The sequence below is a fragment of the Lactiplantibacillus dongliensis genome (assembly GCF_005405105.1).
GTDB lineage: Bacteria > Bacillota > Bacilli > Lactobacillales > Lactobacillaceae > Lactiplantibacillus > Lactiplantibacillus dongliensis.
In genome coordinates this window covers 44,978-57,783 of the sequence record NZ_BJDK01000022.1, presented here as the reverse complement: position 1 = coordinate 57,783, position 12,806 = coordinate 44,978, and the positions used below count along the sequence as shown (strand labels likewise).

Here is a 12,806-nt window from a genome sequence, read left to right as displayed (position 1 = left end):
ATTTCTTTTCTAATAATATATCAGGTTTAGAAAAGCGAACGAAGCAATATGCATTTTAACTTTTAAAACAAGCCCTAGTCAAGTACAAGATATGTCCTACATGTTTACACGTTTATTTGATACAGAAAGTTTGAATTTAAAAAACTTTGATACTAGTCAAGTGACAAATATGTCACATATGTTTGAGACTTGCACCAGCTTAGAGAGTTTAGACTTGTCGATGTTTAATACAAGTAAAGTAACATCGATGGCCTCGATGTTTAGTTCTGAATCATCATTGAGTTCGCTTAACATTTCTTCATTTGATACGAGTTCTGTCACCGATATGTCTGGCATGTTTATGGGGACATCTTTGTCGGCGTTAGATCTCTCCTCATTTGATACCAGTAAAGTGACAAATATGTCGAGAATGTTTGCTGGAATAGGGTACGAAAAGTTTGTTAATCCCATCAAGGGACTGGATCGTTTTAATACTAGTAAAGTCACTGATATGTCTGGTATGTTTTATAGAATAAATTTGCCGGTCAGTGCACAACTGGATTTAAGTCACTTTGATACAAGCGCAGTTACCGACATGTCATTGATGTTTGGGGATGCTAAGCATTTTGTCGATGACTATATTGCGAAGTTTGACACTAGCCACGTGACAAATATGCAATCCATGTTTGAAGGTATCAGTAGAGATGCAACGGATCCGGGTGGTGAACTGACCACATTGAAACTCGCTAACTTAGATACCAGCTCTGTAGTTAATATGTCACGAATGTTTGCTAATATTACGCAATTGACTGATTTAGATTTTTCCAAATTTTCAAACTTTGAGACGCATAATGTGGATGATATGAGTTATATGTTTTTGGGAGATACCGCATTAACTAATCTAAAACTTGCGAATTTTGATACGTCAAACGTGACCGACATGCGGTATATGTTTTCTAGTGATACTACATTAGCCGATTTGAATCTCACTAATTTTGATACTCGTAATGTGACCAATATGATGGGAATGTTTGTAAATGATGAGGCTCTTCAGAATTTGAATCTCTCGTCATTTGATATGCGTGACTTAGTATTGGATTATCAACCACTTGGTACGCTTAATATAAAAAACTATTCGCTTATTAACTTACCGGCAATGTATACTGAAGGGTTTGGATACTTGACTACTAATCCACGAGTGCTAGTTTTAGGTGCACATACGAGACTGGTTTTTGATTATCCGGTAGAAAAAGCTAGTGATATTATTGAACTGCCAGCAGAATTGGAAGGTAGTATTAGCTTGGAGGATGTTGCTCAAGTAGTAGGCTATAGTCGTATAAGCGAACTAAAACAATTGTTTTCAGCCAATTTACAACCTGCTGCCAATAAATCCACGGGATTATGGGTCAACGTCGACACTGGTGAACGGTTAACTGCACCGGCATTGATGGAACGCTATAGTGGTGACCAAGCAACTGCTGGTACCTGGACTTGGCAAAGCGTGGTTGGAAAAGATGTCCAGCTCATTGCTAGTCCTAAGACAAAGTGGTTGCCGGTGGATAATTACGATGAGAAACTGAGTGTTGATGAAGCGGGCAATAATTTAGCCCTTGATAAGTTGAACGTAGTCGTGCGCGATACTAAAACCAACGTTATTGTCCCGGTTGCTGACGTTGACCCAACCAAGGTCGGTAGTTACACCGTGACCTACAGCTATATGGGTAAGGATAATGTTAACCAAACTTCAGGACCAGTTAAGCTAGAGATTGTGGCGGCAAAAAGTATGATCAATGCGCATGATTCGGTCGTTCAGTTAAACGAGTCGTGGCCGGCCGATAATTTTGTCACTGCCATTAACGCTGATGGGAGTCCGGTCACAGATGTCACAACTAAAGGGACAGTTAATAGTCAAATTCCCGGAGTCTATACGATTACGTATCAATTTGTCGACCAATTTGGGGTGCCAGTCACTAAGAACGTACATGTTATCGTGAATGGCTTAACGCTTAAACAAACTACTGGCAATTTTTCAACAGATGATCGTTGGGACCCCCTGACCAATGTTGTGACTGCTATCGATGATAATGGTCATGAAGTTGCGCCGAGTTCGTTGTCATTGCGGCTAACAGATGCTGTGGGTCAGGTGGTAAACTCACTTAAGCGACCGGGCAATTACCAGCTGGTTTATAGTTTCAAAGATGGTCATGGTGACCATCTTCAAACGGCACTGGTGACCATCCTCACCGGTGAGAATCATGCGGCCCTACAATTAAAAACTGACCAAGTGATATTATATGAACACGATACGTGGAATCCAATGAGTAACGTCGAGAGCCTGGTTGATTCGGATAGTGAACAAATTAATGTTACTGATTGGCCACAATACTTGAAAGTTGATAACCAAGTGAAGCTGGCTCAACCAGGCGAGTATCACGTTACTTATCAATTTACCGATACATTTGGTGTTGTACATGAGAAGACAGCAGTCGTGACGATCAAACCCAGTCAGGCACAGTTAACATTGAATCACGAGACTGTGGTGCTTTACGTTGGTAACAAGTGGTCACCAATCGACAACCTTGCGGCGGTTAAAGATGTTGATGGTCGTGAGGTTACTGCTGATCGGGTGACCATTAGTAATCCAGTTGATTTAACGCGGCCGGGTCATTATTTAGTTGTCTATCGGTTTACAGATAGTCAAAGTAGCTTGCACACCGCGACTAGCGTGGTACAAGTGTTAGCCAATCTTGCCAAGCTAGCGGTTAAGCATCCGGTTGTTCATTTGACAGTGGGTGATCAATGGACCGCACTTAGCAATCTAGAGCAGGCAACGGATGTTGATGGAACTGCGATTGATTCAAAGAAACTGCAAATCGATAACCCAGTTGTGTTAAATACGCCTGGAACCTATGTAGTCACGTATCAATTTACCGATCAGCTAGGTGTGATTCATATGGCTAAGGGACAAGTTATAATTGAAGCGGCACCAGTGGTCACACCTGATGGTAATGATGGCCAGCAAACTACAGATGATAACGGGAATTATGGGACTAGTGAAATGCCTGAGCCGCAACCAGTTAAGAAGTTACCGGCAACGAAGCCGACTGTTCGGCCACAGCAACCAATCAAAAAGTCGACACCTAAGCAGCCGGTCAAATTGAGCCAGAAGGTCGTCAAACCGGACTCTAAATCGATGTCAGGTGCCATGATGTTAGCTAGTTCATCAAAATCGAATGTACCAACTAATCAACAACTGGTCAAAGTAGCTCAGTCACAAGCGGATGGTTTAGTAGTGACAGCTAAATTACCACAAACTGACGATACAGCGACGCAAGCGACTTCGATTTGGGGTTGGGTATTATTAGCCTTGGCTGGGATTATACGGCCATGGTTGATTAGTAAAAAGAAAAAGTCGTAGTGGCAATTACTTATTTATCAGCATATAAAGGCGCCTCGCTTAAAAGTGGGGCGCTTTTTTTGAAAATAGGGTGAATGAAGGCCAATATCAACTTTTTTAAATAACCCCTAACCACATCGGCCAAATAAGTGTATACTATTACATGTTGGTTCAAACGAACTAAACGTGATGGCGGTATTGGCGAAGTGGTTAACGCACCGGATTGTGGCTCCGGCACGCGTGGGTTCGATTCCCACATACCGCCCTAAAATAAAACGTCCTGACTAGTTATTTAGTCGGGGCGTTTTTTTGTTATCGGTAGCGGTAAGCGACTGATTTGGTTCGGTAGTAGTTAGCTTGATAGCCATCACTGTGAACGTAAAGTCGGGCATGACCAGCTTTGCTGCCGTGTGTTAAGTTAATCGGTTGGCTAGCCAGATGGTAACCCCTAGTGGTTTTGTAAATATTGAGTTTGTTTTTACCATGTGACCAGACGCCGAGCTGATTACCCTTAGCACTGGCCCAGATTTGGCGGGCGCCACCCTCATAACGCATGATGCCTTTCAAGGAATGTTTGGTTAGGGTTAACCGATCGTAAGTCCCGTGATCGTAAGCATACCAGGTATGGCGAAAGGTCGTGGGAACGGTGTGGCTGCGTTTGGCGGCTTGAACCGGTTGGGCGAGGCCAACTAGCCCCAACCCGAGCGTCACCGTCAGAACTGATTTTGCTAATTTCAAAATAATCTCCTCCAAATTAAGCATGGCTTAATTATACCATGCAAAAAACGGTTAGCCTGGGCTAACCGTTTAATCAGCTTGTTTAGTGGTAATAGTGCCATTAGGATAGACAAAATAAGTTTTTAGCAAGTGTCCCCGTTGACCATTGGCTTTGCGCTGAAAGGCATCAACTTGATAATAGTGATGACCGCGCGCATCACTATTAATGGCTGGAACCGGCTGAAATAGTTGTCCTACTGGCGCCTTCAAGACTTGTTTGACCGCCGCGGCGGCCATTGTTGGACTGGTCAAGTGGTCATTCGTTGCTTGCAGTTGGGTGCCAGTAGCTTTTTGGGCACTGGCGTCTTGTGCTTTTGCGGCGGCATTGGTGTCACTTTGGCGATTCGCCGCAGCGATTTCTTGTGTTTTCTTCGGCGTAATTCGAGGTTGACTACTAGCCGCGCAACCACTCAGTAACAGTACCAGACTCATCCCGCAACTGATTAGCCAGCGCGCCCTCATTGGGGTTGCTCCTGAGCTAAGGTTGGGTAGGGCGCGCGGTTGATAATTTGCAGGTCAACGTAAGCCATTCCGCCAATCGATAAGATTAGTAGAGCAGCGATAATTAGATTTTTCATAGATTTAGGACCTCGTTTATTTCCAGTTTGGTACCCAGATAACGCGGGCAATGTCATTTGGGGTGACCGCAATCCGCTCACCAGTCTGGGGACCCGCTTCAACATCGACTTGATACGTCGTAGGCTGGGCTTCAATCGTTACGATTGAGCCCCGTTGACCAGCGGTGGTATCGATTAAACTATACAGTGGAATCTGGTTGGTCGCGATTTCGAGTTCATACAATGTAAACTGTAGAAAATAAGACTTGCGGCCGGTTTTAATTTGTAGCGGCGTATCGGTCGACCCATAGTCAGGCAAAGCCCGTTGCTGGGCATTGGGATCGTTCATGTATTGCATATCGTTGACAGCATCGATGGCCATCTTCCATTGACCGCCCGTAATCCGGGTCTTGGACGATAAGGTCATGACGGAGTTGGCGTAAATATCAATAACGTTAAAAGCTTCATTAACTTGTTTTTTCGGTAGATAGCCAATGACATAACCATGATCCGCCACTTTTAACTCAATTCGAACGGCCCGTTTGGCACCATCGACTTCTTCGACTAGTTGGATTTCCCCAATATTAGCGTCAGCGTCAACTTGGTATTTCTTCGCGTATAAGTAATCGGCTTTTAACCCAGAATCGTTGTAATTGTCATACGGTTTAAAATAACCACGTTTAATGGCATCGGCCAGTGCAGCGTCAAATTCTTTTTGGTAGTAGTCTAAACCAACGACATACGAACGAAAGATGGCGCGTGAGTTAGCGTCGATGCGGTGATGTTGCGGCGCCGTGACCGGGTGAGGGACGGATTTGCGCAACTTGGTTTTAAAGCTGTCATTTTGTGTTTGTAGGTCCGTTAAAGTGGCTGCTTGGTCTTGATTGACCAGCGTTTGTTTAACGAGGCGACTACGAATGGTTTTTAATAACTCGGTTTGATCAGTTGCGGCCCGTTTTAGACGATGCACGGTCACGCGACTGACGATTAAAATAATAAACAGGATTAAACTGATGAGGGCTAATCCTAAGACGATATAAGCAGTCATAAGTATTCACTCCAAGGCTAAGACGATTAATTTATTTGATGAAACTTGTCAGGTTACCTAAAAATAAGGTATGATAAGTCGTAAATGACTTCACGTTATTAGATTATATAAGAAACGGCGGCGAACGGTAGTGCAGATGTTAAAGCGACTTTATCGTCGGTATCAATACTTCTGGAAATATGCCATTTTTGGGTTCCTAGCAGCGGCTGTGAATGTCTTGGCCTTTTGGGTCTTACATTCCGTCATGCTGGAACATTATTTATTCTCAAATACGATTGCATGGATCTTAGCCACGCTGTTCAGCTTTATCACGAACAAAGCAGTGGTCTTTCAATCCCGGTCTTCAAGTCTGAGTCACAGCATTCGTGAGTTTGTCGGCTTTATGCTGACGCGGGGACTCTCGTACTTTTTTGATACGTTTTTAATGTTCGTTGGAATTTCCGTCTTGTTCTGGATGCCGCTACTGGTTAAAATCTTGGACCAAGTATTGGTGGGCTTGTTTAACTACGGCACATCGCGGTTGATTTTTATGGAGCATAATCAAAAGATGCGAATGCGCCGACAAATTATGAAACGATTTAGTAAATAGGGCGTTGCCAGCGACTGGCTGGGCGCCTTTTTTGCGATCTTTATAGCCAATGACCGGTGAGCATGACATGCAAGCCAAACCCAAGCATCACGGTCAGGACGACGCCACCGACTAGTAAGCTGACAAGCTTGCCGGTCAAGTGGCTTTCCTGCCAGCGGGCAAAGGCGATTTCAATGAGACCAATTGTTCCGACACCACACACCGCTTTGACGATTGTTAGTAAGGGTGCGGCTTGAAACGTTTTGGTACTGAGATACACGCCAGTGATAATCAAGGCTAAATAGCCGAGCCGACTTAAAATCAAGTAGCGATTGGCGGCTTTGATGGATTGCCGGGTCAGCCCGCAACTCACCATGATGATGAGCCAAACCCAGCTAATTAAATGAATCGTTAATAGCATAAAAAAATAACGCCTCCAAACAACCTGTCATGTCTAATTTTAGCATGAAAGTCTAGTTTGGCGACGTTATTTTTATGCAGTCGGGGTTAAATTTTTCTGTTGGACATATTCAGCCAATTCAATCACAGTTTTGAAGCGATTGAATGGGGTGACCAGGTGAACCCCATTAAAATACTTGCAAATACCATCGATTAATTCTTTAGCAATTTGGATCCCCACGGCGCGTTCATTACCATCCTGTTCGGCTTGCGCCATTCGGTCTAAAACGGTGGCTGGCAAGCGGATGCCATGGACTTCATGGTGTAGAAATTCAGCGTTACGGCGCGAGACTAGCGGCATGACCCCAATAAAGACGGGAACGTGTAAATGGTCCGCTTTGAGCGCTTCTGCGAGTGCAATCACGTTTTGAATATCGAAGACCGGTTGTGTAATCAAGTAGTCGCAGCCGTAACTGAGCTTGCGGGCGATTGACTTGGTTGAAACCGTTGTACGGTAAGCATTCGGATTAAAGGCCGCGGCGACGCGAAAGTCGGTCGCTTGTTTTAGTGATTTCCCAGTGGGACCAATGCCGCTGTTGAACTGTTTGATTAGCTTGATCAGTTCCACCGAACGGACGTCGCCTACCGACGATGCGCCCGGGAAGTCACCTAACTTGGCGGGATCACCCGTTACGGCGAGAATATCTTCAATGCCGAGACTGTGTAGGCCCATGATCTCGGATTGCAAGCCGATCAAGTTGTGATCACGCGTCGTCAGATGAACGATTGGTGTAATCCCATAGGTGAGCTTGAGTTGCGCCGCAATGGTGGTGTTAGCGATGCGGACACTGGCCAAGGAATTGTCAGATAACGTAATGCCGTCAACCCCAGCAGCCTTTAAACGCTGGGCCCCTTTGAAAAACTTTTGCGTTTCAAAGTCTTTAGGCGGGTCTAATTCGACCAACGCGGTTTTTTGTGTCGCCACTTTTTGTAGGAAGAGGTGCTGGCCCGGTGTTGGCGTTAAGGTCGGTGTCTGGCGCGGCTGGGGCTGGACAGTCTGGGCGACTAGTGTCCGACTCGTCAACCCGCGGACTAAAGCGGCCGTGTGCAACGGGGTTGTCCCGCAACAGCCGCCGATGATATTGAGGCCTAACTGACGAAAACGTTCGGCGTAATCTTGAAAATAACTTGGATCACCATCATAGACGACCTGGCCGTCAGTATCGGTTCCAGGTAAGCCGGAATTGGGATAAACCGCTAATTTCACCGTTGCTGGAATCGCTAAGTGTTCAAAAGATTGCGCTAGGTAGTATGGTCCTAAGCGGCAGTTGGCGCCAATCACGTCAGCACCCGCTGCGGCTAGCTGAATAATCGCATCGGCAAAGGTCGTCCCATCGCGCAAGACGCCCGGGGCTAGCATTGACACATTGGTGATAACGGGTAGCGTCGTGTGGGCCTTAACCAGCTTTAAAGCGGCCAATAATTCGGGGAGCTCATAGTAGGTCTCTAACAAAATCCCGTCTAATTGTTTCGTGGCTAGGAGCGCAGTTAATTGTTCTGTTAGACTAGCCTCAATTTCGGCGGGAGTTGCTTGTTGGACACGTTGTTCGGTGTCACCCGCGAGCCCGCCAATTGTGCCTAATAGATAAACGGGATGGTCGGCAGTTTGACGGGCCTGTACCGCTAGCTTGACTGCCGCTTGGTTAATGGCCGTGACTTGATCTTGTAAGTCGTAGCGTGCGAGCTTCAAGCGATTGGCAGCGTAAGTGTTGGTCTGAATCAGATCGGCACCAGCACTAATGTAAGATTCATGCACCCGGCGAATCGTATCGGGATGGGTCAAGTTGAGCGCTTCAAACGCGGAGGCAATCCCATAATTACCATAAAGTAAGGTGCCCATTGCACCATCGGCGACTAAGACGCGCCGTTGTAAGGCTTGACGTAAATCCATTGGCAAGCTCCTCCTTACTTAGTTGGGGTACTCAATTGAGCTTGAATCGCATCGCGGGCGGCAACCATATTCGTTAAGGCCGCAATGGTTTCGGGCTTTTGCCGCGTCTTTAAACCGCAATCCGGATTGATCCAGAATTGATGGACGTCAATCACGCGTAGGGCCCGTTGGATATTGGCCTCGATTTCGGCGACACTAGGTACTCGTGGACTGTGAATATCGTACACACCCAGGCCGATTTCTTGGTCGTAACCGGTCTGTTCAAAGGCACTGATGATCTCGCCATGACTGCGCGACGTTTCAATCGAAATCACATCGGCATCTAAGGCTTTGATGGTGTCGATAATGTCGGCGAAGTTCGAGTAGCACATATGGGTATGAATCTGCGTCTCATTTGCGACTCCGGTCGTCGTGATTTTAAATGAATAAACCGCTTCGTCCAAATAGGCTTGCCAATGTCGCTGCTTTAGGGGCAACCCTTCCCGGAGTGCTGGTTCGTCAACTTGAATGATCTTAATGCCAGCTTTTTCTAGGTTTTGCACTTCTTGACGTAAAGCGAGGGCAATTTGATTTTGAACTTGGGCGGTCGGAATATCATCACGAACAAAGCTCCAGTTGATAATCGTGAGTGGCGCGGTTAACATGCCTTTGACCGGTTTGTCGGTGAGACTTTGGGCATAAACGGAAGCCGCGACGGTAATCGGTTCGGTATACGCCACATCACCGAAAATGACTGGTGGCCGCACCCCGCGTGAACCATAAGATTGGACCCAGCCATTTTGGGTGGCGTAGAAGCCGGTCAGCTTTTGGCCGAAGTATTCGACCATGTCCGTCCGTTCGAATTCGCCATGAACGAGGACGTCTAAGCCAATTTCGTTTTGATAATCGATCCAGCGTTTCGTTTCGGCTTTCAGGAAAGCTTGGTAAGCTGCATCTGATAAGTCGCCGTGCCGCCAAGCTGCACGTTTGGCCCGAACGGTTCGACTTTGGGGAAAACTGCCAATCGTGGTCGTGGGTAGTAATGGTAAGTGTAGCCGGTCGTGTTGCAATTTGATGCGGGTGGCAAATGGCGCTTGTCGTTCAAAAGTCTGATCAGCTAAGTGCGCTTCGGCTTGCCGGACAGTTGGATTGTTCCGGTGGCTGGACGCATTTAAGGCTGCCAACTTAGTCTGGTTTTCATCGAATTCAGCTTGAACTGCGGCCACCCCTTGATTGGCGGCGGTAGTTAAAGTGGCTAATTCTTGCAACTTTTGATCAGCAAAGGCCAAGCCGCCTAACAGAATTGGATCGGCTTTTGGTTCATTCTTAGTCGTAATTGGGACGTGCAATAACGAATTCGCTGGTTGCAGCCATAACTGGTCGTTAGTGACGATGGTACGCAATTGTTGAACCAAGTCGAATTTAGTTGCTAAGTCACTGGCCCAGACGTTGTGACCGTCGATCAGGCCGGCCGCGAGAATCTTGTCGGCCGGGAAGCCCGTGGTCTGCAAGTGTGCTAGATTTTCACCATGGTCGTGAACTAAGTCTAAGCCAATCGCTTGTACGGGAAGTTGGATCACTTGGTCGTATAAATCTAGGCTGTCAAAGTAAGTTTGTAATTCGATATTTAAAGCCGGAACCGCGCCATGTAGCGCCGTCAAAGCTTGTTGGTAGGGAGCGATTTCAGCGGGATCAGTAGCTTTAACCAGCGTTGGTTCATCTAATTGCACCCACTGGGCTCCAGCGGCCGCAAGCTCACTGAAGACTTGTTGGTAGAGGGGCAGTAGTTGTGGTAAGAGTTCAGCGACTGCGGCATCGTCCAAGTATTGGCCGTGGCGTTTGCCCAGTTTTAAGAAGGAAACGGGGCCTAAGATTACTGGTTTGCCGTCGATGCCCAGTTCGTGCTTAGCTTCTTGGTAGTAGCGCAGCCAGCGATTATCCAGTAATTGAAAGTGAACGTCATCGAATTCCGGGACGATGTAGTGGTAGTTGATGTTGAACCACTTGGTCATTTCAGCGGCAGTCGCTGAATCGGTTCCCCGGGCGATGGCATAGTAATCATCTAAGCCTAATTGATGGTCAAAATGGCCAAAGCGGGTCGGTACGGCACCAAAGGCCGCCAAAGTATCTAAGACATGGTCATAGTCAGAATTATCAGCCACGGGAATTAGATCGATGCCTAATGCTTGTTGCTTCTTTAAATTAGCGAGTCGTAGCCGCTTAGCAGCGGCATGAAAGTCATCCGCGCTAAGTTGTTGTCGCCAATAATGTTCCAGTAAATGCTTCCATTCCCGATGTTCACCTAAACGGGGGTATCCTAAATTGCTATTAATAATCGTCATCTTAACCACTCCTCAATTATTTTTGTTGAAATAAAAAACGGCAACCTCAATCCTAATAAAAGGACGAAGTTGCCGTTCGCGGTACCACCTTAATTCATCAATACCTCGCGATATTGATCTTAACCCGTACATGTCATACGGTAGCTGGGTAACAGGAGCTGACTGTCATCACCTGGCAAAAGCTCAGTGGTGCCGTTTAGAGGCCATTTTCGGTTGTCGTGCGCTGGCCTGGTTTCCATTGTTCCAGACTCACTGAACAGGAGCTAACAACTTACTTTCCTCATCGGGACGTTTTCGTTTTTGTGAATGCTTAAAAAGTACCACTACAAAATGATAAAGTCAAAGGATGTTTTAATTAAAATGCCACTTTTATTATGAGATATTAATTTATTGATAAATAAAAAAGCAAGCCAACGCGATGGTTGACTTGCTTTTGGGACTTATTGTAAGGCTGATTGATAAACCCAATAAGTTTTATTATTATCTTTAATCCGATACCAAACGGTCGTCTTGCCAGCTTGGACTTTGACCGCTTTAGCATTAACGGTCACATTTTGACCAGCTAAGTCGGTGACTGAGCCCGTGTTCTTAGACAAGTAGCTGGAACTTAAGACGTGGTTACGCAATGGGGCTTTACTGGTTGATTTGACCGTATTAGTTTGGTCTAAATCAGTGGTATAGCTGACCTTAGCGAATTGCAGCGCTTTGCTGTAGACCCAGTAACGTTTCGCATGCTTAGATTTGCTATAGCGAATCCGATACCAAGTACTGCCAGACTTCTTGACGCCGCGATTATCTAGATAAACTTTGCGGCCAACGTAAGACCCATAATTCCAGCCAAGATTCTTAGCCGTATATTGACTGCCCTTGACGTGATTGTAAGCCCGATATTTTCGATAAGTGTTACTCAACGTGGCCCAGTCATTACCGTTACCTTTGTGATAAGTCACCGCTGGTTTAACGGTCGTCGTGGCAGTTGAAGAATCGGTATCAGGAGCGGTCGTTGTCGCCGAACTGCTACTGCTGCTGACAACGCTGCTAGAGCTACTATTATCGACGGCTGGAATTTCAGTACTTGGTACCAGCTCGTTATAGCGTTGTTTGACCAGTTGGTAGAACATCGCAAACGTATAAGCTTGGCCAAAGTAAGTCCGGCCAGCGCTAGCGTAATAGGCTTTCGGATCAGCATGATCAGTCCCGCCGAGATATTTTGAGACAGCTTCGTGTGACCAGACCGTCCCCTTACCATCATAAGCGGCATCGTTAGGCTTCAAGTTGTATTGCTTCAAAATTGCGGCCGTATAGTAAGCGGCATTGTTGATTTCGCTAGCAAAGGCGGCTTTTGAGTGCACTTCGACTTGTTCAAACTGCACGAAACGCTGATTACCGTAGTAGCCAGAACCCCAAGCCAGATAGTTGGTATTGGCAATATTAATGATCTTGCTGGCATCCACGAAAGAGTGGACGAAGGCATTTTGATAGTTGTTCTTCATATAAGCAATTTCATTGTAGATCGTCGAGTTCGGGTTGGCCGTTTCATGAACGACCACGCCTTCTGGTTTACCGACCCCGTTACGGTAAGCATTCTTTGGGAACCCGTTCCAGATGCTGCTTGTAATTGGGGCATGTTGCAAGTTACTACTGTTAATGTAATTGTTCACGACGGAATCCGCAGCTTGTGCGCTAGTTCCGTTGGTATTCAAGGCAACCAATCCCATGGTGGTTGCGGCCATCCCTAAAAGCAAGGTGGCTTTCCAAGTCTTCATAATATAAATGTCTCCTTTTTTGTCGACCCACGCCATACTATTC

The 12,806-nt window shown here is 46.2% G+C and carries 9 protein-coding genes and 1 tRNA gene; 3 read left to right on the top strand and 7 right to left on the bottom strand.

Features of this window, described 5'->3' with window-relative positions; translation table 11 throughout:
* Positions 1 to 19: 19 nt before the first annotated feature.
* A complete protein-coding gene (locus tag FFM80_RS09455; protein WP_307722456.1) occupies positions 20 to 3,397 on the top strand; it encodes a BspA family leucine-rich repeat surface protein in 3,378 nt (1,125 codons plus the stop codon).
* Positions 3,398 to 3,568: 171 nt separating this feature from the next.
* Positions 3,569 to 3,641: transfer RNA gene (locus FFM80_RS09450), tRNA-His, on the top strand.
* Positions 3,642 to 3,688: 47 nt separating this feature from the next.
* On the opposite strand, the gene FFM80_RS09445 is transcribed toward FFM80_RS09450, so the two are convergent.
* From FFM80_RS09445 to FFM80_RS09435, 3 genes are all read right to left on the bottom strand, one after another.
* The gene (locus FFM80_RS09445; RefSeq protein WP_137640557.1) at positions 3,689 to 4,114 is read right to left on the bottom strand and encodes a hypothetical protein; all 426 of its coding nucleotides are present in this window, start codon (positions 4,112 to 4,114) and stop codon (positions 3,689 to 3,691) included.
* 69 nt (positions 4,115 to 4,183) lie between these two features.
* The gene (locus FFM80_RS09440) at positions 4,184 to 4,615 is read right to left on the bottom strand and encodes a hypothetical protein (protein ID WP_223877330.1); all 432 of its coding nucleotides are present in this window, start codon (positions 4,613 to 4,615) and stop codon (positions 4,184 to 4,186) included.
* A gap of 132 nt (positions 4,616 to 4,747) precedes the next feature.
* Entirely contained in the window at positions 4,748 to 5,758 is a 1,011-nt protein-coding gene (locus FFM80_RS09435) for a hypothetical protein (protein ID WP_137640556.1), read from the bottom strand.
* A gap of 136 nt (positions 5,759 to 5,894) precedes the next feature.
* On the opposite strand from FFM80_RS09435, the gene FFM80_RS09430 reads away from it, so the two are divergent.
* Positions 5,895 to 6,347 carry a GtrA family protein gene (locus tag FFM80_RS09430; protein WP_137640561.1) on the top strand — a complete coding sequence of 151 codons (453 nt, stop codon included), beginning with the start codon at positions 5,895 to 5,897 and terminating at the stop codon, positions 6,345 to 6,347.
* Between the two features lie 40 nt (positions 6,348 to 6,387).
* Here the strand turns inward: FFM80_RS09430 and FFM80_RS09425 are convergent, their stop codons facing one another.
* The 4 genes from FFM80_RS09425 to FFM80_RS09410 form a co-directional block, all read right to left on the bottom strand.
* Positions 6,388 to 6,747: a DUF1516 family protein gene (locus tag FFM80_RS09425; protein ID WP_137640555.1), complete on the bottom strand. Its 360-nt coding sequence runs from the start codon at positions 6,745 to 6,747 to the stop codon at positions 6,388 to 6,390.
* Positions 6,748 to 6,819: 72 nt separating this feature from the next.
* Positions 6,820 to 8,676 carry a bifunctional homocysteine S-methyltransferase/methylenetetrahydrofolate reductase gene (locus FFM80_RS09420; protein WP_137640554.1) on the bottom strand — a complete coding sequence of 619 codons (1,857 nt, stop codon included), beginning with the start codon at positions 8,674 to 8,676 and terminating at the stop codon, positions 6,820 to 6,822.
* Between the two features lie 14 nt (positions 8,677 to 8,690).
* Entirely contained in the window at positions 8,691 to 10,997 is a 2,307-nt protein-coding gene (gene metE, locus FFM80_RS09415) for a 5-methyltetrahydropteroyltriglutamate--homocysteine S-methyltransferase (protein WP_137640553.1), read from the bottom strand.
* A 440-nt stretch (positions 10,998 to 11,437) separates the two neighbouring features.
* Positions 11,438 to 12,763 carry a peptidoglycan recognition protein family protein gene (locus FFM80_RS09410; protein WP_137640552.1) on the bottom strand — a complete coding sequence of 442 codons (1,326 nt, stop codon included), beginning with the start codon at positions 12,761 to 12,763 and terminating at the stop codon, positions 11,438 to 11,440.
* Between the last annotated feature and the right edge of the window lie 43 nt (positions 12,764 to 12,806).

Excerpts from the sequence above, each read along its gene's own strand:
- FFM80_RS09440 (WP_223877330.1), bottom strand. The coding sequence starts at position 4,615 with ATGAGGGCGCGCTGGCTAATCAGTTGCGGGATGAGTCTGGTACTGTTA.
- FFM80_RS09410 (WP_137640552.1), bottom strand. The coding sequence starts at position 12,763 with ATGAAGACTTGGAAAGCCACCTTGCTTTTAGGGATGGCCGCAACCACC.
- metE (WP_137640553.1), bottom strand. The coding sequence starts at position 10,997 with ATGACGATTATTAATAGCAATTTAGGATACCCCCGTTTAGGTGAACAT.
- FFM80_RS09430 (WP_137640561.1), top strand. The coding sequence starts at position 5,895 with ATGTTAAAGCGACTTTATCGTCGGTATCAATACTTCTGGAAATATGCC.
- FFM80_RS09435 (WP_137640556.1), bottom strand. The coding sequence starts at position 5,758 with ATGACTGCTTATATCGTCTTAGGATTAGCCCTCATCAGTTTAATCCTG.
- FFM80_RS09420 (WP_137640554.1), bottom strand. The coding sequence starts at position 8,676 with ATGGATTTACGTCAAGCCTTACAACGGCGCGTCTTAGTCGCCGATGGT.
- FFM80_RS09425 (WP_137640555.1), bottom strand. The coding sequence starts at position 6,747 with ATGCTATTAACGATTCATTTAATTAGCTGGGTTTGGCTCATCATCATG.